This is a genomic window from Archangium primigenium, assembly GCF_016904885.1.
Lineage (GTDB): Bacteria > Myxococcota > Myxococcia > Myxococcales > Myxococcaceae > Cystobacter > Cystobacter primigenius.
In genome coordinates, this window is sequence record NZ_JADWYI010000001.1 from 359,868 (window position 1) to 383,956 (window position 24,089).

A 24,089-nucleotide genomic window follows, 5' to 3' on the forward strand; every position below is an offset into this window, starting at 1 on the left:
CGTTTTTTATCGGATTTCCGCCACCCGGTTTCATCCCTAGATTTGGAGGTACCGGGAGGAATACCGATGAACGCCACCGAACGGACCCTCGCTCGTCTACCCCCACACCTCCGCCGCTTCGTGGTGAGCCAGGACTACGCCGCCTATACGCCCCGGGACCAGGCCGTGTGGCGCCACGTCCTCGGCCAGCTCCGCGCCCACCTCGCCACCAAGGCCCACCCCGTCTACCTCGAGGGCCTGGAGGCCACGGGCATCGGCATGGATCGCATCCCCAGCATGGAGGAGATGAATGAGCGCCTCTCCGCCCTCGGCTGGGGCGCCGTGAGCGTGCGCGGCTTCATTCCTCCCGCCGTGTTCACCGAGTTGCAGTCGCTCGGCGTGCTCGCGATCGCCGCCGACATCCGCACCCACGAGCACATCCAGTACACCCCCGCGCCCGACATCGTCCACGAGAGCGCCGGCCACGCCCCCATCCTCGCCCATGCCCGCTACGCCGAGTACCTCAAGCGCTGCGGCCTCGTGGGCTTCAAGGCCATCTCCACCATCGAGGACGAGGCCGTCTTCCAGGCCATCCGCCACCTGAGCATCGTCAAGGAGGACCCCACCGCCACGCCCGCCGAGGTCCAGCACGCCGAGGCCCGCCTCCACGCCGCCAACCAGAGCCGCCGCTACGTCAGCGAGAGCACCCGCGCCTCGCGCCTCTATTGGTGGACCGCCGAGTACGGCCTCATCGGCGCGCTCGACGCGCCCCGCATCTACGGCGCCGGCCTGCTCTCCAGCATCGGCGAGGCCCGGCACTGCTTCACCTCCGAGGTGAGGAAGGTGCCCCTGGACGCCTCGTGCGCCGACACCGAGTACGACATCACCCGCATGCAGCCCCAGCTCTTCGTCGCCCGGGACTTCGAACACCTCTTCGAGGTGCTCGAGGCCTTCGAGTCCACGCTCGCCTTCAAGCGCGGCGGCGACCACGGCCTCCAGGAGGCCCTGCGCGCGCGCACCGTCAACCACCTCGTCCTCGCCGATGGCCGCGAGCTCACCGGCCGCGTCGTCGAGGCGCTCCCGGGCCCGCACCCCGTGGCCGAGGGGCTCTCCACCGCCCTCGTCCGCCTGGAGGGGCCCGTCCTGCTCTCGCGCGGCGGCCAGGCCCAGGGCAAGCCGTGGTCCGGGCTCGCGCTCGTCGCCTTTGGCGAGGGCTCGCTCCCGGAGCAGGGCGACTTCCGCGTGACGCTCCCGAGCGGCCTCACCCTCGAGGGCTTCGCCGTGGGCGGCGGCGAGGTGCTCAACCTGCGCGGCACCCTCGCCGGCCAGACCCTGGACCTGCCCAACGTGGCCCAGCTCTTCCTCTCCGCCGGCCTGCCCTCCGTCGCCGGCGGCCCCGCCGATCCCGCCGCCTGGGATCACTGGTTCGGTGAGCTCAACGCCTTCACCGAGGGCGAGGGCGAGTCCCAGGCCCGCGCCCGCAAGGCCTCCGCCCTGCCCACCCCGCTCGCCGCCCTCTACCGCGAGGTGCGCGCCCTGCGGGAGTCCCACGCCTTCGACACCAAGCGGCTGGAGCAGCTCTCGCGCGCCACCACCGCCTTCCCCGAGGACTGGCTCTTGCGCCAGGAGCTCGAGGAGCTGCGCGCCCCGCGCGCCTAGTCGAGCGGAATCCCCACCCGGAAGCACGCGCCCCGCGGCACCGACTCGTCCAACTCGAGCGTGCCGCCGTGGTTCTCCGCGATGATCTGCCGGCAGATGGCCAGGCCCAGCCCCGAGCCCTGCCCCACGTCCTTCGTGGTGAAGAACGGCTCGAAGATGCGCGAGCGCAGCTCGGGCGGAATCCCCGGGCCGTCGTCCGCCACCACCAGCTCCACCCGGCCCTCGCGCACCTGCGTGCTCACCCGCACCGCGCCCCCCTCGCCCACCGCGTCCAGGGCGTTGCGCAAGAGGTTGAGCAGCACCTGCCCCAGTTGCCCCGCGTGGAAGGGCACGTCCGGCACCTCCCCGCACCACACGTCCACCCGCGTGCCCGGCGGCAGCGAGCGCCGCACGAACTCCACCGTGTCATTCACCGTGCGGTTGATGTCCCCCCGCTCCAGCCGCGGCCGCTCCCCGCGCAGGAACGCCCGCAGGTCCGCCTGGATGGAGCGGATGCGCTCGGTGGCGAAGCGCATCGCCTCCAGCGCCTCCGGCGTGTCCTTGAGCACGAACTCCAGGTCCAGCTCCTTCCACCACCGCGCCACCTCCTCCGCTCCCTCGGGCCGCTCGGACAGCACCGCGCGACAGCGCGCCAGCGCCTCCGCCTGCTGCTCGAAGTACTCGCGCACCGGCGGCAGGTTGTTGTGGATGGCCGTGAGCGGATTGTTGATCTCATGCGACAGCCGCGCCATGAGCTGCCCCATCGCCGAGAGCTTCTCCGCCTGCGCCACCTTCTCGCGCTCCCGGGCGAGCTCCACCGTGCGCGCCTCCACCAGCCGCTCCAGCTCCAGGTTGCGCCGCCGCAGGGCCACGCTCCGCCAGCGCACCACCCCCGCGCCCGCCAGCCCCAGGAGCACCCCCCACAACCCCAGCGCCCACCACGTCGCCCACCACGGCGGCAGCACCCGCAGGGGAAAGCCCACCACCGCGCCCCACTCGCCCCGCCCGTGGCGCGCCCTCATCTCGAAGCGATAGGCGCCCGGCGGCAGCCCGCTGTACTGCACCCACCGCCCCGGCACCGGATGCCACGTGTCCAGGCCCTCCAAGCGCGCCTGGTGCTCCAGCGCCCCCTCGTCGATGGCGCCCAGGTCGGCGAAGTGCACCTCCAGCCCCGTGTCGTCCGAGCCCGTCTCCAGCCCCTGCGCCGGCGGACGGGGAAACGTGCGCGGGCCCAGGTGCGTCTCCAACAGCACCACGCGCGGCGGCGGCGGCGCCCCCGTGTAGCGCGCGCCCTCGAAGCGCCCCAGTCCATTGGACGTGCCCACCCACACCGTGCCATCCGGCTCCGCCATGAAGGCGTTGCCGCTGAAGTCGTCCCCCGGCGCGCCATCCGTCGAGTCGAAGTGCTCCAGCGGGCCCGTGTCGCCCACCAACATCACCCCCGCCCCCGTGCCCACCCACAGCCGCCCCGCCGCGTCCTCGCCGAGCTGGTAGATGACGTCGTTGTGCAGGCCCGTGCTCCGGCTCAGGTGCGACATGCCGGTGAGCTGGCCTCCCTCCTGGTAGGTGAAACAACTCACGCCCAGGGGCTCGCGGTAGGACACGCACAGCCGTCCGTCCCGGCGCACGATCAGGTGGCGCACGTGATCGTCCAGGAGCCCGTGCTCCTTGCCCATGCGCCGGAAGCCCTCGGGCTCGCGCACGAACAGGCCCGTGCCCGTGGTCCAGATGCGCCCCCGGGCGTCCTCATCCAGCCCCACCACGCTCGAGCGCGCGGCGTCCGGCATGGCGGGCGCGAAGGACCACGTGCCCCCGGGCTTGGGCACGCCGTGCAGCAGCCCCGAGGTGGTGGCCGCCCACAGCGTCCCGTCCCGCGCCCGCAGCAGCTTGAAGGTGTAGCGCGCGAAGTAGCCGGACTCCTCGCCGAACGTGCGCAGCGCCCCCGTGCGCGGCGTGTAGTGGTGCAGCCCCGACGGCGTCCCCGCCACCCAGAGGCTCCCGTCCTCCGCCTCCACCAGGGCCTTGATGGCGTAGTCGGCCAGCCCCGGCACCGGCTCCCACTTCGTGGCCGTGCCGTGGGACAGCCCCTTGTCCGTGCCCACCCACAGGGTCCCCGCCCGGTCCCGGAGCGAGCTCCACGTCATGCTCGCCGGCAGGCCCGTGCTCACGTCATGCACGGTCCACAGGCCCCGGCCCAGCGCCCGGTTGACGCCCATGCTCGCCACCCAGAGCGTGTCCTGCCGGTCCTCCAGCACGTCCCACATGCGCGCGATGCGCTCGGGCAGGCCGAGCCGCCGCAGCCCCGCGCGCTCGCCCTCCACCTCCAGGAGGCCGTTGTTGTTGGGCACCATCAACTGCCCCCGGCGCCCCACCCGCAGGCGGTTGCCCGCCCCCGACATGCCCTTGAGCAGCGCGGTGCGGTCCTCCAGCGCCGCGCCCGGCCACGGCTGCATGGCCAGCCACCCCAGGCCCCCCACCCACAACCGCCCCTGTCCGTCCCGCGCCAGGGCCGACGAGGCCGCGTGGGGCGTGCCCGGCACGTCGTACACCGTCCACGTCCCCTCGGGCTCCCGGCTCAACAGGCGCTTGTCCCCCATGATCTGGAGCGCGTCCGAGGGGTCCATCCACATCCCGTACACCGGGCCGCCGGGCCAGCCGGGCGCCGGGACGAACCGTCCGTCCGCCCCCTCCATGAAGAGGCCCTGCTCGCTGCCCACCCACCGGCGCCCGCGCGAGTCCACCCGCAGGGTCCCCACTCCCCCGCCCACGCCCTCCATGGACAGCGCCACGAAGCGTCCGCCGTCCCAGCGCACCACGCCCGCGCGCGTCACCAGCACCAGGCGGCCCTTCTCGTCGAGCGTCGCGTCCGCCACGGCCATCGACGGCAGGCCGGACTCCTTGCCGAAGCGGTCGAAGCGCGCCCCGTCGAAGCGGTACACCCCGTCCGCGGCGCAGGCCCACACGAAGCCCTCCGCGTCCTGGGTCAGCCACGTGATGTCCTGGTTCTGGATGCCCGCTTCCGCGCCATAGCTCCGGAAGTTCACCCGGCCCGGAGGCTCCGCGCCCCAGCTCGCGGCGGGCCCCAGCGCGGCCAGGGCCACGCCGAGCAGCACGGCGATTCGATACGACCTCATGAGACTCTCAAGGCCTTTCCACCGCGGCCCCGCCGCGCGACCCTTCGAGTCATTTTATCATGTCCTGGGAATCCCGGGGATGGGACACCCCCGGTGGCGCCTTCGCGCGTTTGCGCCATGCGCCATAGGCCTTCTTGAGGGGAAGGGTGACGGCCAGGCAGATCGCCAGCACGCCCAGCGCGAGGCCCAACGCGGGCAGGGCGTCCTGGGTGCGGCCCACCCGGGAGGCCAGGCCCGGCAGGGTGGACCAGCCATAGGCCAGCGGCAGGTGCGCCACGTACACCCAGAGCGAGGCGCGGCCCACCGGCCCGAGCAGTCCATCCAGCCGCGCCGGCAGCCGCATGGCGAGCCCCGCCACCACGGCGACGAGCCCCAGGCGCCAGAGCACCAGCGGCAGGTCCCCCGCCCCGGGGGCCTCGCCCCGCAGCGTGAGCAGCGCGAGCAGGCCCGTGCCCCCGGCGCACAACACGAGCCAGTGCGGGGCCCGCTTCACCTCGCCCAGCGCCAGCCCCGTCACCCCGCCCATGAGGAAGTACGCGGACCAGGGAAACAGCGGGAAGGCGGACGTGATGCCCGCCAGGGCCTGCGTCAGCGCCAGGGGCAGGGGGCCCCCGTTGACCGCCGCGCGCATCCAGGGCGACACCCACGGAACGAGCAGCGCCAGGCCGCCCAGCACCGCCAGCCGCGCGGCCGGGGGACGCACCGCCGCCAGCACGAGCGCGCCCACCAGCAGCGCCCCCGCCACGCCATGCAGCGCATCGAAGGCCAGGAAGTGCCGCCAGACCTTTGGGTCTCCCGCGAAGAAGGCCGGCAGGCCCCAGCCCGGCCAGCGCAGGAGATAGCCCCAGAAGAGCAGGAGCCCCACCCGCGGCAGGTAGCGCCGCAAGAGCCGCGGGCCGCCCAGGCCCGTGCGCCGCACCGTGGTGGCGAACGCCCACCCCGCCACGAACAGGAACAGGGGCGCCGTCACCGCGCGGAAGGACCAGTACACGAGCATGCCCGTCGTCTGACGGGCCGTGTCCTTCAACACCGCGTCCAACGTGTGCCCCATCACCATGGCGATGACCGCCACGGCCCGGGCACGATCCAACCCGTGGTCGCGCGACGCGGCCACGGGCGCTGGCTGGGAAGTCACTCCACCCACTCAGCGGCTCAGACGCGCATGGGCATCACGACCGCCGTGAAGCTGCGATCGCCCGGCGCGTGCAGCACGCCCGGGCTGTGCTCGTCGCCCAGCTCGAACGCCACCTCGTCCGTGTCCGTCACGCCCAGCACGTCGATGAGGTAGCGCGCGTTGAAGCCGATGGTGATGCCCGCGCCCCGGTACGCGATGTCCAGCGCGTCCTTGGCCTCGCCCAGGTCCGGGTTGTTCGCCGTGATGAGCAGCTGGTTCTCCGCCAGCCCGATGCGCACCGCGTAGCTCTTGTCCGCGCTGAGCAGCGCGATGCGCTTGAGGCCCTCGAGCAGGCGCGTCTTGGGCACCAGCACCGCCTTGTCCCCTTCCTTGGGGATGACGCGCTGGTACTCGGGGAACTGCCCGTCGATGAGCCGCATCACCATGGTGAGGCCCGTCTTCTTGAACAGCGCCGAGTTCTCCGCGAACCCCAGGTGGCACTCGGCGTCCGGCGCCTCGTCGAGCAGGCGCTTGAGCTCCATGAGGCCCTTGCGCGGGATGATGACGCCGCTCTTGAGCTTGAAGTCCCCGGCCAGCTCGCGCTCCACCAGCGACAGGCGGTGGCCGTCCGTGGCCACCATGCGCACCTTGCCGCCCGGCTGCGGCTCGAAGAACACGCCGTTGAGGATGTAGCGCGTCTCGTCCGTGGAGATGGCGAACTGCGTCTTCTTGATCATCTCCAGGAGCGTGTTGCCCGTCACCTGCACGAGCGGCGCGCTCTCCTCGCGCGGCAGCTTGGGGTACTCCTCGGGCGCCGTGCCGACGATCTTGAAGTGCGCCGGGCCGCTCGTGATCTCCACGTAGTTGTTGGCCAGCTTCTTGAGCGTCACCTGCGCGTCCGGCAGGTTCTGCACGATGTCGAAGACGTACTTGGCGCTCAGCGTCACCGCGCCCGGCTTGATGACCTCGGCGGCGTGCTCGGAGACGATGCCGATCTCCAGGTCGAACGCCGTCACCGTCACGCCCGTCTTGTGCGCGGTGAGCAGCACGTTGGCCAGGATGGGCATCGTCGTCTTGCGCTCCACGATGCCCTGGGCGCGGTAGAGGGCCTTCTTCAGCTCATCGGCGGCGATGCGGAATTCCATCTCGGAGACCTTGGAGTGCCGGGGGGTCGGAAAGGGGGGGCGGCCCGGAGACCGCCGTCCTCCCGGATGTAGCCCGCCCCCCTCCAACCGTCAACGCATGTGACGTCCCACGTCACTCCAAATCGACAGCCTGTCCACCCCCCAACCCGTCCGAATTCAGGGACTTAGCACCATGGGTGGATGTGGGACAGCGCCCTCAGTTGATCTCCACCCGGCACACGGCGTCGCAGCCGTCCCCGCCCACCCGGTTGCCGTCGTCGCACTGCTCGCCCGCCTCGGGCTGCACGATGCCGTCGCCGCAGCGCGGGCCCCGGGTGCAGGTGCGCGAGCACTCGCCCTGGCCGTTGTTGGCGCCCTCGTCGCACTGCTCGCCGGGGTCCAGCGTGCCGTTGCCGCACAGGGACGTGCACTCGGTGCGGCGCGCCACGAAGTCCGTGAGCGTCAGCGTGTACGAGGACGCCGAGGTGTGCCGCTCGGCCTGGAACACCACCACCTCGTAGATGCCGCCCACCCGCAGGCCCAGGCCCGTGGCGTGATCCTTCAGGGTGATGGTGCCCGCCTCCGCCCCGTGCACGCCGCCGATGTCCAGCGCGAGCCGGCCGTTGATGAAGACCCACAGGTCGTCATCCCCCAGGAAGTTGAGCACCTCGCTGCCCTTGTACTCGAACCAGTAGCGCGCCTCGCTCGTGAAGCTGAAGTTGTGCTGGCCCGCGGTGCGCAGGGGCTCCTGGCCCAGCGCCACCCACCCCGCGGTGTCGAGCGGGAAGAACGTCTTGTTGTCGAACACGTACGAGCGCGAGGTGCCCTGGCGCAGGAACTCCAGCGTGCCCGCCACCGTCTTGTTCACGTCCGGCGTGTCCCGGTACCACTGGTCGAACGCCGCCCGGCCGTGCGTGGTGTTGCTCGCCACGCCTTCCTTCGCGTACACGGGCTTGCCGTCCCCGCTCAACGACGCGTAGAGCGGCCCGCAGATGCCGCGCTCCACCCCGTTCTTGTTCTCGAAGTCGATGTGGCCCCGCGGCAGGCCATTGGCCGCCGGCAGGTCGTAGCCCCGGAAGTCCCGGTACACCACCGGGATGGAGACCTTCTCCGGCGCCGCGGCCTCCACCGGCTGGCACGCGAAGCCCGGCTCGAACTTGCACGTGGGCGAGCACCCGTCGTTGGCGCGCGTGTTGCCGTCATCGCACTCCTCCGAGGGGTCGTTGGACAGGAGCACGCCGTCCCCACACCGGCTCTCGCACGTGCCGTTCACGCACCGGGGCTCGCGCGTGCACGCGGTCGAGCAGCCGTCGCCGAGCGACGTGTTGCCGTCGTCGCACTCCTCGGTGCCCTCGACGATGCCGTCGCCGCACACCGTGCGCACGCACGCCACGCCCACGCCCTCCGAGCACTTGAAGCCCGGCTCCAGGCGGCACGTGGCGCCGCAGCCGTCGCCCGCCACGGCGTTGCCGTCCTCGCACTCCTCGTCCCCGGCGATGACGAGGTCCCCGCACGCCGCCGCCTGGCACCGGCCGCCCGGCACGAGGCACGTCCAGCCGCGCTCCACGAAGCACCGCGTGTCGCACCCGTCCCCGGTGGCCGTGTTGCCGTCGTCACACGCCTCGGTGTTCTCCAGCGTCCCGTTGCCGCACGTGGTGCGCGCGCACGCCTGGCCCGGCGTGTCACACGCCCAGCCCTCCTCGATGGCGCCGCAGGTGGCCGAACAGCCATCGCCGTCCAGCGTGTTGCCGTCGTCACACGCCTCCGCCGCCTGGCGGGCACCGTCCCCACACCGGGCCGAGGCATCGCCTCCACAGCCGGCGCTCACGAACGTCACGAAGAAGGCGGCGAGCACGAGGCCCGCGAAGCGAGATCCACCGGGGGGCAGGTTCTTCATGGGGCGGATGCTGGAAGTGAGGGCGGGGCGTGTCAACGCTTCCCGCCCGGCCGTGGCTGGGAGCGTGCGCCGCCGTCCAGTGAGACTCCCTCCTGTGAAACCCGGGCGAACACGGGAAGTGGCATCCACCCCCGGAGGCGGCGAGACTGGGAGTGAGTCTTGCCTCGGAGTCCGTCGCCATGCCGTCTCCCCGTCCCCTGCTTCTCGCCTCCTCCCTCGCCCTGGGCCTGCTCGCCGGGTGCAGTTCCAACCCGCGTCCCGCGGCCAACACCCCGTCGGCGCCCGCCGCCGAGTCCGGGGGCACGCCCGCCGCCACCGGCCAGAAGATGGAGGCCGCGCCCGGCGAGAAGCTGGAGACCGCGCCCGGCCAGACGCCGGAGATGCCGAGCGCGGAGTCCGGGGGCACGCCCGCCACCGCCGGGGAAGGCATGGCCGCCGAGGGCAAGGCCACCTACTACGTCAAGGACAGCGGCGTGCGCTGCATGGCCGCGCCCTGCCCGAGCTTCATCGCCCGGCGCGTGGACAAGCCCGACGAGGAGGGCATCCCCATCACCGACCTGGACCTGGCCGCGCTCGGCGCCACCGACGCGCAGCGCGACCGGATGCTGGAGTCCACCCACGACGGCAGCCGCGGCCTCAAGGTGGAGGCCACCCTCATCAAGGTCCCCAACGCCGGCCCGGCGGGCACCGCCACGCGCCTGAGCGTCAACCGGGTGCTCGAGGGCAAGTAACTGTTGAATCTCCGGAGTTCCCGCTCCGGAGCCGTCCCCCGGCCATCACTCGCCGCGGCACTGGAGCGCACGGCGCGGGCGAGCCGGTATCCTGCCCCCGCCCGTTCACCCGGGCAGGGGGGGGATGAATCCGGATGGTGGGGCACACCCACGCGCGAGCACCCGTCAAGGCAGGCGCGAGGCGCGTCGTCGGGGCGCTGGTCGCCAGCGCCCCGCTCTTGGGCGGCCTGTTCGCGCCGGGCACGGGCCAGGCCTCGCCGCGCATGGAGGCCTCGCCGCGCCAGTTGCTCGCCGGACGGGATGGGCGCGCCACCCTCACCCTGACGGGCCTGCCCGACGACACCCGCCTGGCGTGCAGCGCGGGCCAGGTGCACGCGCCCACCCGCGTCTCGCCGGACACCCTCCAGGCCCCCTACGTGGCGCCCCCGGCCGACACGCTCGCCCCGATCCTGTGCGCCGCCGTGTCCCCGTCCACCGGCGCCCACGCCACCGTGGTGCTGGAGACGCGGCGTCAGCAGGTGCTGCCCCTGTCCGGCCTGCCGCCGTTGAGCCGCGTGGAGGTGCGCATCGGCGAGCGCCTCCATGGCCCCGTGCGCGCCGACACCACCGGCCAGGCCGAGGTGCCCGTGCTGCTCGTGCCCGGCCACACCCACGCCACGCTCCTGTCCACCGTGCCCGGCGAGCCCACCCAGGAGCGCCCCTGGCCCCTGCCCGTGGCCTCGCGCGCCGCGCTGGTGCTGCTGCCCGAGGCGGACGGCGTCGAGGCCTCGGGCCAGCGGGGCGTGCGCGTGTGGGCCTTCGGCGTGGAGGCCCAGGGCGCGCCCGCGCGCACCCCGCCCGTCTTCACCCGCTCGGGCGGTACGTGGGAGCCCCAGGCCGTGGCCCCCGGCGTCCAGGTGGGCCCCTTCGTGCCCTTTGCCCGCCCCACCCCGGGCGAGGCCGTGCTCACGGCGAGCGGGGACGGCGTGTCCGCCACCGCGCGCCTGGAGTTGCGGCCCGGCGTGCGGCCCGTGCTGCGCCTGGAGGCCTCCGCCCACGAGGTGCTGGCGGATGGGGACTCGGGCACGGACCTCACCGTGCACGTGCGCGACGAGCGCGGGCGGGCCCTGCCGGGACAGGCCGTGCGCCTGCAGGCCTCGCGCGGCCAGGTGTCTCCGCCCCAGGACCGGGGGGATGGTACCTACCTGGCCCGCTACCGCGCCCCCCATGGCGGCGGCGGCGTCCAGCTCACCGCCCTGCTCGAGGGCACCCCGTCCGCCACGCTCGGGCTCACCCTGCGCGTGCCGCCCCGCCTCCAGTTCGAGGCCTCCGCGCACACGCTGCCCGCCGATGGCCACACGCGCCTCATGCTCCAGGTGACGGCCCGGGACGCGGAGGGCCAGCTCGCGCCGGACGGCACGGAGCTCGCCCTGTCCACCCCGCTCGGCGCCGTGCCCGCCACCGTGCGCACCCAGGGCGGCCGGGCGCGCGTGGAGTACGTGGCCGACACGCGCGCCGGGGAAGCGCTCGTCCAGGCCCGCTGGGACGCGGCGAGCACGAGCACCCCGGTGCGGCTCGTGCCCGGCCCGCCCGCCCGGCTGCGCGTGGGCGCCGAGGCGCGGCCCGTGCGGTGCGATGGCGAGGACAGCGCCCGCGTGCACCTCGTCGTCCAGGACGCCCAGGGCAATCCGCTCGACGGCGTGCCCATCGACCTGCGCGCGGTGGGCACCCAGGCCGAGCACGGCGGCTTCGAGCCGGTGGCGGCGCTGGGCCCCGGGGAGTTCGTCACCCGCTACCACGCGCCCACGCGGTGTGAGGGCGGCACCGCCACGCTGCTCGCCCGGGTGGGAGAAGCCCGCGCGGACACCCGGCTCCAGTTGGAGCCGCGCACGCCCCGGGGCCTCTCCGTGCGGCTCGGGGCCCAGGGGACCCTCGGCGCGCGCGTGCAGCCCGCCCTGGAGGTGGAGGCGGACGTGAGCCCCTATGCGCTCGGCGAACGGCTGGCCGCCACGGCCGCGCTCCAGGTGGCCTACGGGGGCCTGTCCCTCCAGGGCGAGAGCGCGGCGCGCGAGCCCTTCTCCCTCACCGCCCGGGCCCTCACCTCCACCCTGTCCCTGGGCGGACGCTGGCGTCTGCCCCTCACCCGCTCGCTCTCGGCCTACGTGGGCGCTGGGCTGGACGCGCACCTCGTGCACCTCGACTGGCACCTGAGCCTGGAGTCCAGCCGTCAGCAGCAGCTCACCCCCGTCCTCGGCGGCCATGCCCGGGTGGGCCTCGCCTGGAGCCTGGGCACGGGCGCCCTCCTGGTGCAGGCGCGCCACGGCCTCGCCCGGCTGCCCGCGGCCAGTGTCTTCCAGGGCCCCGTGGGCGGTCCCTCCGTCTCGCTCGGCTACCGCTTCGAACTCTAGGCCCTCGGGCCGCCCCCTTCCGGAGAGACCCCATGCGCACCCTGCTTCCCCTGCTCGCCGTGGTGCTCGCGTGCGGCTCGGCGCCGGAGCCCCCGCGGCTGGACACCGTCGTGCCCGCCCGGGCCGACTACGGCACGGTGACGCGCGTGCGCCTGGGGGGCCACTTCGCGCCGGAGCTGCGCGTGGACCTGGACTCGGACGCGCCGCCCACGCTGGAGAACCAGTTCCAGGTCCTCGTGGGCGGCGAGGACGTCCGCGACGTGCGCTTCCTGTCGCGCGAGGTGCTCGAGGCCACGCTGCCCGCCCACCTGCCTCCGGGCCGCCATGACCTGACCGTCACCGACGCCCGGGGCCAGCGCACCACGCTCTCCGGCGGCTTCGAGGTGGTGGACCGGGACGTGCACCGGCTCGTCTTCGTCACCTCCATGCGCTCGGCGCACACGGGCGAGTGGAGCGAGCCCATCCGCATCGAGCTGCGCGACGGCGAGGACCGGCCCTCGCCCACATCCCGGCCGCGCACGGTGCGCCTCACGAGCGACTCGGCCACGGGCCGCTTCACGCCGCTCGGGGGCGGCGAGCCCCTGGCCGTGATGGAGCTGACGCTCGCGCCCGGCGAGAGCGGGGGCAACCTCATCTACCGGGACACCACGCCCGGCTACCACACGCTGGAGGGCAGCAGCCTGGGCCTGCCCCCCATCACCCAGACGGTGGCCGTGGGCCAGCTCGGGCCCCCGGATCAGGTGCGCTTCACCCGGCTGCCCCTCGCGCCGCTCCAGGCGGGCACCCCCGTGGCGCTCGCCCTGGAGGTGCTCGACGCGACCGGCGGCCCCGCGGCCCTGCCCCTCACCGGCGTGCGCGTGGAGCTGCGCACCGACGCGCCCTCGGGGGGCCTGGCGCGCACCCTGGACGAGCCCTTCCACCCGGCGCTCACCCTGCTGCTCGGCCGCACCGAGGGCCGACTGCCCCTCGTCTACCGGGACACGCGCGTCGCGACCCAGGTGCGCCTGAGCGCCCACGCCATCAACCGGGACACCCTCGCCACGCTCCGGCCGGATGACCAGCGCCTGTCCGTGGTGCCCGGGCCCACCCGGCGCTTCGAGGTGCTGCGCGAGCACATGGGGCCCGCGCGCGTGGGCGAGCCCGAGCCCTTCACCCTCCAGGCGGTGGACGCCTGGGACAACCCCACCGACTACACCGGCCCGGTGCTCCTGGGCACCCAGCCCACGGACGCGGACTTCACCCCCGGCGCCCTCGCCCTGGTGGACGGCCGGGCCTCGTTCACCGCCCTCTTCCGCCAGGCCCGCCCCCAGTCGCTCGGGGTGTGGGATCCCCACCAGCCGGAAGTCCGGGGCACGTCGGCGCCGCTCGGGGTGAGCCCCGGCCCCCCGGTGCGCCTGCGGGTGACGGACGTGGAGGGGCCCGTGCGCGCCGGCGAGCCCTTCGCCCTCACGCTGGAGGCCCTGGACCGCTTTGGCCACCGCGCCCAGACGCCCTTGTCGGTGACGCTCGCCGCGCCGGGCGTGCCCAAGGGCGCGCTGAGCCCCACCACCAGCGGCACCTTCGTCGGGACGACGACGCTCCGGGTCACGCTCACCGCCGCCGTGCGCGAGACGCACCTGGTGCTGGAGGAGGAGAGTGGCGAGGGCCCCCCCGGACTGAGCGCCACCACGGGCGGCTTCACCGTGCGGCCCGGCCCCACCCGGCGGCTGCTCGTGGAGGACACCCCGGTCGCGCCCACCGCGGGCGGCGCCTTCCCCGTGCGCCTGTCCGCCGTGGACGCGTGGGGCAACCCCACCGAGGACGTGCACGACCTCACGCTCGGCACCGAGGGCCCCGAGGACCTGGGCCTCACCCCCACCCGCTTCGCGAGCTTCCAGGGCACGGCCCACGTCTCCGTCACCCTGACCCGGGCCCACGTGCCCACGCGCCTCACCGTGGAGGCGGGCGGCGTGAAGGGCCAGCAGGCCAAGGCCTTCACCGTCCAGGCCGGGCCCTTCGCCGGCTACGCGCTCACGGGCCCCGCGTGCATCACCGAGACCGACCACTGGTCGCTCGGCGTGATGGCCCGGGATGCCTGGGGCAACCGCGTGCCCGGCTACACGGGCAAGGCGCGCCTGTCCGTCGCGCCCCGGGGCACGCCGAGCCCCGGCGAGACGGCGCCCTTCGTCTCGGGCCGCACCTGGCTGCAGCTGAGCCTCAACGAAATCCGCGCGCCCCGGACGGGCGTGACGCTCACCGCGCGGGACACGGCCGACGCGGACAAGCAGGGCACGCTCGACCTGTCCCTCCAGACGAGCTGTCCGTGAACCCCCGGAGCACGCCCCATGCGGATCCGCACCCGACTGCTCCTCGTGCTCATCGCCACCGCCGCGCTGCCCACGGGCGCGGTGGGGTGGCTCACCTACCGGGGCGCGGAGAGCGCCCTGTCCGAGGCGGTGGCCAGCCAACACCAACGCACGGCGCTCGCCGAGGCGGAGCACGCCCGGGCGCACGTGCGCACCGTGGCGGCGGAGTTGGAAGGGGCGCTCGTGCACCAGGACCCCTGGGCCCTGGGCCCCGCGGACACCCAGGAGTTCCTCACCCGCGTCTTCCTGCGCCGCGAGCGGCTGGCGCTCGTGGGCCTGCTCGACGCGGGCGGGGGGATGACGGCGAGCGTCTTCGTGGACGATGCCGAGGCCTTCGCGCGGCGCGAGCCCCAGTTCCGCCGCCACGACACCGTCTCCGCCGCCGAGGTGGCGGACTTCCGGCGCCGGGCCGTGGACGTGCTCGCGCGCCTGCCTCCGGGTGAGGCCCACGCCGTCTCCCCGCCCTACCTCACGGCCACCCGCCAGCGCCCCGCCGTGGTGGTGGTGGCGCGCTCGCCCCGGGACGCGGGCGGGGGACTGGCCGCGGAGCTGGGCCTGGAGGAGCTGTCCGCGCGGCTCGGGGCGGGCTCCCGGCGGGGCGCGGGCGCCGAGCGCGCCTTCCTGCTCGACGCGCGCGGGCGGCTGCTGCTGGACGGCGACGAGGCGCACGAGCGGGCGTCGGCGGACTTCTCGGCGCGCCTGCCCCCGGTGGTGGGCGCCCGGGCCCCCGGCCTGGGCACGTACGAGGACGGGGGCCAGGCGTGGCTCGCCGCCTACAGCCCGGTGCCGGAGCTGGGGTGGGTGGCCGTGGTGGCGCGGCCCCGGGACGAGGCCCTCGCGCCCCTGCTCGCGCTCGCCCGGGGCTCCTTCGGCGTGCTGGAGCTCGCGCTGCTCGGAGTGCTCGTCCTGGCGCCGCTGCTCGCGCGGGCCCTGGCCCGGCCCATCGCCCGGCTCGCGGACGGCGCGCGGGCGCTCGCCCGAGGAGAGCTTACCCACCGCCTGCCCCCCGAACGCGCGGATGAGCTCGGGGACCTGGCGCGCGCCTTCAACGACATGGGCCAGGAACTGCAGCGGGCCCACGAGGAGCTCGTGCGCTTCAACGGCCAGCTCCAGACCCAGGTGGACGAGCGCACCCGCGAGCTGCGCGAGGCCCAGGACCAGCTCTCGCGCAGCCAGCGCCTGGCCGCCATGGGGGACCTGGCGGCCGGCATGGCGCACGAGATGAACAACCCGCTGGCCGCCATCCTCGGCAACGTGCAGCTCGTGCTCCTGGACCTGCCGCCGGCCGAGGACCCGCACCGGATGCTCACCGCGGTGCAGCAGCAGGCCCAACGCATCGCCGGCATCGTGCGCGAGCTGCAACTGCTCTCCGAGCGCCAGCACCGGGGCCGCCAGGCGCTGGACCTGCACCGGGTGCTCCAACAAGCGCTGCACACACGTGACGCGGAGCTCGTCCGGGGCGGCGTGCGCGTGGACTGCCAGTTCCACCCGGGCGAGGCGCGGGTGCTCGGCGACACCCAGGCCCTGGGCGACGTCTTCGCCCGGCTGCTGTGCAACGCGCTCAACGCCCTCAAGGACCGGCCCGAGCGCACGCTGACGCTGGCCACGCGCGTGGTGGACACGCAGCTGGTGCGCGTGGAGCTCCGGGACACGGGCCGGGGCATCGCCCGCGAGCACCTGGACCGCATCTTCAACCCCTTCTTCACCACCAAACAGGAGTGGACGGGCCGGGGCTTGTCGCTCGCCGTGTGCCACCGCGTGGTGGAGGACCATGGCGGCACCCTCACCCTCCACAGCGACGAGGGCGTGGGCACCACCGTCACCCTCGTGCTCCCGGCGGCCCCGGCGGCCCGCCCCCTCGCGTGAGTCCTCTCGCAAACGGTCCACGCGCCGGGACGGGCGCCGCCCGAATTACGACTCGCGGGTGCCCGACGAGGCGTTTATAAGGTGGAACTTCGCGCCCACCGCGACCAACCAGATCAGGAGAACCCCATGGCTTTCGAACTGCCGCCGCTGCCGTACGCCCACGACGCCCTGCAGCCGCACATCTCCAAGGAGACCTTGGAGTACCACCACGACAAGCACCACAACACCTACGTGGTGAACCTCAACGGCCTCATCCCCGGCACCCAGTTCGAGGGCAAGAGCCTGGAGGAGATCATCAAGGCCTCCTCCGGTGGCATCTTCAACAACGCGGCCCAGGTGTGGAACCACACCTTCTACTGGCACTGCCTGTCGCCCAACGGCGGCGGTCAGCCCACGGGCGCGCTGGCGGACGCGATCAACGCCACGTTCGGCTCCTTCGACAAGTTCAAGGCGGAGTTCACCAAGATCTCCGTGGGCACCTTCGGCTCCGGCTGGGGCTGGCTGGTGAAGAAGGCGGACGGCTCGCTCGCGCTGGCCAGCACCACCGGCGCCGGCAACCCGCTGACCAGCGGCGAGACCCCGCTGCTCACCTGCGACGTGTGGGAGCACGCCTACTACATCGACTACCGCAACCTGCGTCCCAAGTACGTCGAGGCCTTCTGGAACCTGGTGAACTGGGAGTTCGTCTCCCAGCAGTTCGCCGGCAACACCTTCAAGGCCTGAGACACCGGACGCCCCGCCGAGCGGGGCGTCCGCGCCGCTTAGAGCGGCCGCGCTACGGCTCCACGGCCTGCCGCGGCTGCTCCTTCTTCGCCACGGGCAGGTAGCACTTGCCCTGGTACTCCGCCTGGGTGTCGAAGCAGGGCGGCTTCTTCTCCAGCGCGACCCAGCACCCACTGTTGATCTCCACCGCACCCTTGCGGGTCTCGCAGGGGGGAACGGCCTGATCGCCGAAGGGCCTGCCCGGCAGGGGGTAGGACACGAGTGGCACCCGCTCGTTCTCCAGCTTCACCGTGGACGGGGCGCTCGCGAGGAACACCCCGATGGGCTCCCCGGACGGCGCGGCCATGTCGGTGGCGGCCGGCCAGTGGCGCCAGGTCTGCACCCCCAACGCCAGCAGGGAGAGGCCCGCGAGCGCCCAGCCCGTCCGGCCCCACGCCCGCTCCGTCATGCGCAGGGTCCCGCGCGGAGGCTCCGGCGGCGGGAGCGTCTGGCCCATGAAGTGCGCCTGGGTCTGGACACTGTCCTCCACCTGCTGGCCGACCACGTGGAGCCACGTCAGCAGGTTCACCCAATCCATGGCGTGCGCGAGGTCGGGCTGGCACTCCAGCTCCAGGGACACCGAGTCCGGCCCGGGGCAGAAGTGGAGCCATCCGAGCATCGCGCGCAGGGGCTGCCACTGGACGCTGTTGTTGGGAAACAGCGTCAGGGCGGGCCTGCCGGTGACCACGTTCCATGATTCGTAGAGCCGCCCCAGTCGGGGGTCGACCTCCTCGCAGCGCCTGAGCAACCGGAACGGGCCCGGCCCGCGATCCGTCTCCGTCTTTTCCTTCGACATGTGCACCTCCCTCGCGGAGGACTCTTCCTGGACGTGACCTTTCGAGTCAAGTCCGAGAAACGAGCCTGTTGGGTCAGACGTGGGCAACCTTGGGGGTTGTGGACGGGCGCGCGGGCCTCGCGCTGAGATGACGCTCGATGACTCCTTCGAGCCCATGGTGGCAAGGCGCCCGCCGCTTCCTCGGAACCTGGGCGCTGCTGGTGCTGACCGTGTGGAGCGCCTGCGTGCCGACCCGGTCGCTCCGGCGAGCCGTCACCGCGCGCCCCACGGCCCAGGAGGCGCAACCCGCTGTGAGCGGAGCCGCCTTCCTTTGAGACTAGAGGCTCGCTTCCATTTTCCCCTTTCCCCTCTGAAAAGGAGGCATCCATCTGTCCGAGCGAGTCCATTCGCGTCCGTTCGGTTTGGCCCCCGTGGACCGCTCGCCGGGCGATGAGTCCTTGGCCCCCTGGCTGGCTTCTGGCACCAATGCCTGAGCCCATCCATAGAGATGTCCCCCACTGACTCCGCGTCTCCGGAGGAGTCGTATCCTGTAGGCTAAGTGCCTGCCTTCGCCACACAGTCTCCTTACTCTTGGACTTCAGGTGTATTTTGATGGATTTTCCCCTTCGAAGTCCCATGATCCCGACCAAACAGCCAATCGGAGCATCGTAAAATGGTAGACGAGGATAAGCTCAAAAAGCTGCGTGTAGTAATAAGTGAATCCTTGCGCGTGCAGCAGGGAGGGGCAGACCATATCGAGTACATCGACCCCTCAAACACCTTGACCGATATTGTCGCACGACAAAATCATGTTGTTTTCGGTCGGCGTGGATGCGGGAAAACCCTGCTGCTGCACCATTCAGCTCGGCTCCTCGCCACGAATACGAGGCGCGTGTATCTCAACTGCGAAGACTTCAAGACACATTCATTTCCCAATGTATTGGTCGAAATATTGACAGCGGTATTTCGTGAACTTGAAAGAAATCTCGGCGGTTGGTTCGGTCGCAAAAGGGCCGTCAGGCAACTAGTTCAAGAAATCATAGCCGAACTCAACCGCCTCAAGGCCGAAGCCGATGAAATCAACCAAAGCATTAAAGAGACTGGCGAGACAAGTCAGGAAACGGCCTCATCTGCAACTGTTGGCACCAAACTCTTCGAGAAGACCCTAGACCTCACCATATCAGACGCAGAAAAGGCCCAAATCAAAAGCGGTTTCGAGAAGTTGTACCAACGAAGCGACATGAAGCTTCAGAAGCTCAACCTCGCGATCCCTCCATTCAAGCAGAGGATCAGAGAGGTGTTCGAGAACAGCACCAAAATCAAGTCGGTCTTTATTGAGCTCGACGATTTCTACCACCTGCCTCGAGCAGCGCAGCCACACATAGCTGACTTTGTTCATCGACTGTGCAAGGACGTGCCTCTATTTTTCAAAATTGCTACACTCCGTCACTCTAGCGATCTTTACGCGGAGCGTTCTGGCCAGCCCATTGGAGTTCAGGAGCGCCACGATTTTCAGCCCATAAACGTGGACTTCACGCTCCAAGATTTTCATAGGACAGAGAAGCAACTCCGAAATATTTTTCACAAATTTGCGGAGAAAGCCGAAATCTCCCCGAAGGAATTCAACGACCAGCTCTTCAAGGGAGACGGCTTCCGGCGCCTCATTCTCGCTGGCGGAGGAGTACCTCGGGACTGTCTCTCACTTTTCCTTGAGGCCTTGGAGAACGTAAGCAATCAAGCCGATCCACGCATCGGGAAAGATGATGTGCGACAATTGTCCTTACAGAATCTCCAACATCGAATTCAAGAGATGAAACGGGATTCCGAGCACAGCGAGCAGGATGCGCTACTCCGAGCGACGTTTGTCATTCGTCAATTCTGTCTCGACAGGAAGAGCAATGTTTTTTGCATATCCGAGAAGACGTTACAGGAACGAGAAAATCTGAGGTATCTGTTCAATCGTCTCTTCGATTACCGTATCATCCACAGTCTCGACACGGCCATCACACACAAAAAGCAACTAGGCTCATTCCAGGCGTTCATGATTGACCTAGGAAGCTATGCGCATATGCGCAAACTCGACAGCAAATTCAGGGAGATCGACATCGCTGAAAAGGATGCAAAGGAAGAGATTCGAGGTGCGCCCGTTATCGAGGTTGCCGTTCTTGAAAGTTTTTGGAGGGATGCGCCCCCTGACGTTGAGCAGTCCCTCGCGCAAGAGCTAGTTGCCGCTGCGGAGTAATCTAGCGGTCGCTGAAGCAGCCGAACAAATGCATAGCAGGCAATCTGCTATGTCGGGTCATTTGGACCGCTTCGGCTGCCGTGCCCTTTCTCCACCGGACCCGAGCATCGTTGACCTGACAGCGGAAATCACGTGGCTTGAGACTGAAAGCCACAGGCTTTGAATCATTGGGCCGCATCCGATGCAGAAATGAGCATCATGGCGTCCTAGACCGCCTGACGAAGTGCGGTGACGGTGCGCGCCTCTGCCGTCCGGAGCAATCCCTTGAGTTTGGACCATGCGAACTCGTGACCGTTCACCGGCAACAGACCGGTGGCACGCCACATTTTGTGCTTAGAGAGCAGTCAGACACAACGCAATGGACCAGCATCTGCCGGGTCGGGCCGATACCGTTTTCCCGTGGATACGTATAACATCCAACTCAGCGCAAAACTGGACTTTTGACCACCTCACCGCGTCAACAGTTCAGGAACACGTCATGGCATGGCTTGAAAACGTCATCCTCGAGCACAAGGACCTCCAGAACGAGCGCGTCCAGCTCACCTCCAAGGGGGCGCTCTACTTCCTCGGACCGAAGCTCACGCTCCGCGACTGCGAGGTGGTCTTGAAGGTCAGCGGGCGAAACCTGCTCCTCCGAGGCGCCCACTTCATCGACTGCACCATCGAGGTGAAACAGGAACTCAAGAACCACCAGGACTGGGTCTCGGCCACGCTCAAGGGCTGCCGGTTCAAGGGGCGGATGTCCGGCTGTGACTTTGGCTACTCGCCCGAGTTCGTCAGCGACGCGGAGTTCGGCGTGGGCGTCATCGAGGACTGCGACTTCACCGAGGCCCGCCTGGACGACTGCCGCTTCATGGGCTGCGACCCGAGCACCCTGCGCCTGCCCAAGTGGCCCTGCTTCACCCTCCTGAACCCCCTCCAGCGCAGCCAGGAACTCGCGCGCCTGCCCTGGCCGGGCAACATCTCGTCCATCGTCATGGCGGGCCACGCCCGGGACCCCTCGGCGACCGTCGCCGTCACCTACCACGCCCCCACCCTCGCGCGGGACAGCGGCACCACCGCCGAGACCCTCCGCGCCGTGCTCGACACCTGCCCCGACGTCCTCTTCTGAGATCCCCCCGATGACTCCTTCGAGCCCATGGTGGCAGGGCGCCCGCCGCTTCCTCGGAACCTGGGCGCTGCTGCTGCTGACCGTGTGGAGCGCCTGCGTGCCGACCCAGCCCCTCCGGCGCGCCGTCCCCGAGCGCCCCACGGCCCAGGAGGTCGAGGAGGCCGAACCCGTCTGCGGCCTGGAGGAGCCCCTGCCAATAGGGCCCCAGGACTTCCGTGTCGCCTTGCGACGGCTCGGTCTGGACCGTCCGCTCCCGGGGAGCCCGCGCGAGACGGCCCGGCGATGGTTGGAGACCCCCGCCGAGCACGCCGAGCCCGCCGGAGGGCTGGAGGGCGAATGGCTCGCGGAGGTCTCCGACGGACGGGTCCTGACCCTGCTGCCCCTGGACGAGACACCCCTGACCTCCGAGGCCCAGCTCGCCCTGCGCCGCGACTACGCCCACTGGTGTCAGCGCCAGGGCGGAGGCGACTGCCTGTCCCTGCTCGACGATGGACCGGACCTGCGCGCGGATGACCGGCGCACCCTCGCGCTGGCCCTGGCCCTGGGCGGCGTCTTGGAGGAGACACGCGGCGCGCTGGAACACGAGGTGACCCACCCTCGCGCCGTCGTGTCCCTGCTCGTGTGGACCGTGGGCCTGTACGCCATGCTCTGGCTGGTGCCCGAGCCCGTGACGAAGGGCCTGGCCGCCGCGCTCTCCGTGTTGATGGTGGCCTGGCTCGGCGTGGAGACGCTGTGGCGGCTGGTGGAGGGCTGGGCGGTACTCACCCGCGACGCCCATGCCGCGACTCGCTTCTCGCAGCTGCGGGGCGCGGGCAGGGACTATGCCCGCGTCCTGGGCGAGAGCGCGGCCCGAGCCCTCCTGCTGGGCGCGGCGGCGCTCACGGGACGCACCCTTGGCGAGGTCGCCGCCCGCGTGAAGCTGCTGCCCGGAGCCGAGGCGGCGACGATGCGCTGGGGGCTCCAGACGCATCCCGGGACGGCGGGCGCGCTGGACGTCCTGGCCACGAGTGAAGCCCTCACCCGGGCCGTGGCGACGGTGGAGCTGGTCGCGGCGACGCCGGGTGGACCGCTCGCGGTGGTGCTACTCCGGCAGCGAGGCACCGGCCCCACCGCCCCCGGAAAAGGCCCGTCCGTCACCGTGGACCTGAGACACCGGGGCGGCAACCGGCAGGTCCTCCTGGGCAATGGCCAGCGCTGGCACCTGCCGCGGGACACCTCGCCCGAGGCCATTCCGAAATCCGACCCGGTTGGCGACCAGCTCCAGGCGGCAGTCTCCCGCGCGGCGAAGGAATGGGGCACTTCACAGTTCACCGACAGGGAGCGCCGCGCCATCGCGGAGGCTCAGCGACGGGGCAAATATTGGCTGGCGCGTCTCCTGGAGCGCGAGGCCCGAGGTCGTTTCGTCGAGGCTCGGGTGTACGCCCAATTTCGTGGTCGGCTCAAGTGGAACCGCCAGGGAGTCGATGTGGAAGACGTGGCCACGGGATTCAAGTACGAAATCCTCTCGGGTACACCATCGAACCTGGCGCGGCACGGTCGACGGATGACAGGCGAATTCTTCCGAATGCTCACCTTCTGAATCAACGAGCACACAGCGAGCACACACCATGGCCTGGCTGGAGAACGTCCTCATCGAGGACAAGAAGCTTCGCGGAGAGCGTCTGGAATTGACGGACAAGAACTCCCTCTACTTCCTGGGTCCGAACCTGGAGCTAAGGGAATGCACCCTCGTGCTGAAAGTCAGTGCGAGGCGCCTGCTCATCCTGGGCGCTCGCTTCATCGACTGCACCTTCGAGGTGAAGCAGGAGCTGACGAATCATCTGGCCTGGCGCAGTGCCATCCTCCAGGGTTGCCGGTTCAAGGGGCGGATGTCGGGCTGTGACTTCGGCCATTCCCCCGAGCGCGTCGGCGACGATGAGTTCGGTGTGGGCGCCATCGAGGACTGCGACTTCACCGAGGCGCGCCTGGACGGCTGCCGCTTCATGGGCTGTGACCCGAGCACCCTGCGCCTTCCCAAGTGGCCCTGCTTCACCGTCCTGGACCCCATCCCGCGCAGCCAGGAGCTCGCGCGCCTGCCCTGGCCGGGCAACATCTCGCCCATCGTCATGGAGGGAAATGCCCACTCGCCCTCGGCGACCGTCGCCGTCACCTACCACGCCCCCACCCTCGCGAAAGAGAGCGGCACCACCGTCGAGGCCCTCCGCGCCGTGCTCGACACCTGCCCCGGCGTCATCTTCTGAATCCTGTCCGGTACCCCGAGCAATCTGGCGCGGCATGGCAGACGCATGACCGAGCAGTTCTTCCGGATGCTGACCTTCTGAGTCAAGGAGCACGTCATGGCATGGCTTGAAAACGTCATCCTCGAGCACAAGGACCTCCAGAACGAGCGCGTCCAGCTCACCTCAAAGGGGGCGCTCTACTTCCTCGGGCCGAAGCTCACCCTCCGCGACTGCGAGGTGGTCTTGAAGGTCAGCGGGCGAAACCTGCTCCTCCGAGGCGCCCACTTCATCGACTGCACCATCGAGGTGAAACAGGAACTCAAGAACCATCAGGACTGGGTCTCGGCCACGCTCAAGGGCTGCCGGTTCAAGGGGCGGATGTCGGGCTGTGACTTCGGCTACTCGCCCGAGTTCGGCAGTTATGCGGAGTTCGGCGTGGGCGTCATCGAGGACTGCGACTTCACCGAGGCGCGCCTGGACGGCTGCCGCTTCATGGGCTGCGATCCGAGCACCCTGCGCTTTCCCACGTGGCCCTGCTTCACCGTGCTGGACCCCATCCCGCGCAGCCAGGAGCTCGCGCGCCTGCCCTGGCCGGGCAACATCTCGTCCATCGTCATGGCGGGCCATGTCCGGGATCCCTCGGCGACCGTCGCCGTCACCTACCACGCCCCCACCCTCGCGAAGGAGAGCGGCACCACCGCCGAGGCCCTCCGCGCCGTGCTCGACACCTGCCCCGGCGTCCTCTTCTGATCCACCCATGGCTCC

At 70.9% G+C, this 24,089-nt stretch carries 16 protein-coding genes; 11 read left to right on the forward strand and 5 right to left on the reverse strand.

Features of this window, described 5'->3' with window-relative positions:
* Window positions 1-66 precede the first annotated feature (66 nt).
* Window positions 67-1,638, forward strand: a complete 1,572-nt coding sequence (locus tag I3V78_RS01560; RefSeq protein ID WP_204484544.1) for an aromatic amino acid hydroxylase — start codon at window positions 67-69, stop codon at window positions 1,636-1,638.
* On the opposite strand, the gene I3V78_RS01565 is transcribed toward I3V78_RS01560, so the two are convergent.
* From I3V78_RS01565 to I3V78_RS01580, 4 genes are all read right to left on the reverse strand, one after another.
* Window positions 1,635-4,751 (reverse strand): sensor histidine kinase, encoded by a 3,117-nt coding sequence (locus I3V78_RS01565; RefSeq protein ID WP_204484545.1) that lies wholly within the window; start codon window positions 4,749-4,751, stop codon window positions 1,635-1,637. The genes I3V78_RS01560 and I3V78_RS01565 overlap by 4 nt on opposite strands.
* Window positions 4,752-4,800: 49 nt before the next feature.
* A complete protein-coding gene (locus tag I3V78_RS01570) occupies window positions 4,801-5,886 on the reverse strand; it encodes an acyltransferase family protein (RefSeq protein ID WP_204484546.1) in 1,086 nt (361 codons plus the stop codon).
* 17 nt (window positions 5,887-5,903) lie between these two features.
* A complete protein-coding gene (dnaN, locus tag I3V78_RS01575) occupies window positions 5,904-7,010 on the reverse strand; it encodes a DNA polymerase III subunit beta (RefSeq protein ID WP_204484547.1) in 1,107 nt (368 codons plus the stop codon).
* A gap of 196 nt (window positions 7,011-7,206) precedes the next feature.
* A complete protein-coding gene (locus tag I3V78_RS01580; protein ID WP_204484548.1) occupies window positions 7,207-8,886 on the reverse strand; it encodes a DUF4215 domain-containing protein in 1,680 nt (559 codons plus the stop codon).
* A 179-nt stretch (window positions 8,887-9,065) separates the two neighbouring features.
* Between I3V78_RS01580 and I3V78_RS01585 the strand changes: the two genes are divergently transcribed.
* The 5 genes from I3V78_RS01585 to I3V78_RS01605 all read left to right on the forward strand — a co-directional run bounded on the left by I3V78_RS01585 (window position 9,066) and on the right by I3V78_RS01605 (window position 16,938).
* The gene (locus I3V78_RS01585) at window positions 9,066-9,617 is read left to right on the forward strand and encodes a DUF6748 domain-containing protein (protein ID WP_204484549.1); all 552 of its coding nucleotides are present in this window, start codon (window positions 9,066-9,068) and stop codon (window positions 9,615-9,617) included.
* Between the two features lie 134 nt (window positions 9,618-9,751).
* Window positions 9,752-12,004 (forward strand): invasin domain 3-containing protein, encoded by a 2,253-nt coding sequence (locus I3V78_RS01590; RefSeq protein WP_204484550.1) that lies wholly within the window; start codon window positions 9,752-9,754, stop codon window positions 12,002-12,004.
* A gap of 32 nt (window positions 12,005-12,036) precedes the next feature.
* Complete coding sequence (locus tag I3V78_RS01595; protein ID WP_204484551.1) at window positions 12,037-14,310, forward strand: hypothetical protein; 2,274 nt, start codon at window positions 12,037-12,039, stop codon at window positions 14,308-14,310.
* 18 nt (window positions 14,311-14,328) lie between these two features.
* Complete coding sequence (locus I3V78_RS01600) at window positions 14,329-16,215, forward strand: sensor histidine kinase (protein ID WP_204484552.1); 1,887 nt, start codon at window positions 14,329-14,331, stop codon at window positions 16,213-16,215.
* 126 nt (window positions 16,216-16,341) lie between these two features.
* A complete protein-coding gene (locus I3V78_RS01605; RefSeq protein WP_204484553.1) occupies window positions 16,342-16,938 on the forward strand; it encodes a superoxide dismutase in 597 nt (198 codons plus the stop codon).
* A 52-nt stretch (window positions 16,939-16,990) separates the two neighbouring features.
* Here the strand turns inward: I3V78_RS01605 and I3V78_RS01610 are convergent, their stop codons facing one another.
* The gene (locus I3V78_RS01610; RefSeq protein ID WP_204484554.1) at window positions 16,991-17,773 is read right to left on the reverse strand and encodes a hypothetical protein; all 783 of its coding nucleotides are present in this window, start codon (window positions 17,771-17,773) and stop codon (window positions 16,991-16,993) included.
* Window positions 17,774-18,425: 652 nt separating this feature from the next.
* Between I3V78_RS01610 and I3V78_RS01615 the strand changes: the two genes are divergently transcribed.
* The 5 genes from I3V78_RS01615 (at window position 18,426) to I3V78_RS01635 (ending at window position 24,074) form a co-directional block, all read left to right on the forward strand.
* Window positions 18,426-19,994, forward strand: a complete 1,569-nt coding sequence (locus I3V78_RS01615; protein WP_204484555.1) for an ORC-CDC6 family AAA ATPase — start codon at window positions 18,426-18,428, stop codon at window positions 19,992-19,994.
* 478 nt (window positions 19,995-20,472) lie between these two features.
* Window positions 20,473-21,105, forward strand: a complete 633-nt coding sequence (locus tag I3V78_RS01620; protein WP_204484556.1) for a pentapeptide repeat-containing protein — start codon at window positions 20,473-20,475, stop codon at window positions 21,103-21,105.
* Window positions 21,106-21,115: 10 nt separating this feature from the next.
* Entirely contained in the window at window positions 21,116-22,684 is a 1,569-nt protein-coding gene (sitA5, locus tag I3V78_RS38920) for a SitA5 family polymorphic toxin (RefSeq protein ID WP_239576248.1), read from the forward strand.
* A 28-nt stretch (window positions 22,685-22,712) separates the two neighbouring features.
* Window positions 22,713-23,345, forward strand: a complete 633-nt coding sequence (locus I3V78_RS01630) for a pentapeptide repeat-containing protein (protein WP_239576249.1) — start codon at window positions 22,713-22,715, stop codon at window positions 23,343-23,345.
* Between the two features lie 96 nt (window positions 23,346-23,441).
* Entirely contained in the window at window positions 23,442-24,074 is a 633-nt protein-coding gene (locus tag I3V78_RS01635; RefSeq protein WP_204484557.1) for a pentapeptide repeat-containing protein, read from the forward strand.
* Window positions 24,075-24,089 lie beyond the last annotated feature (15 nt).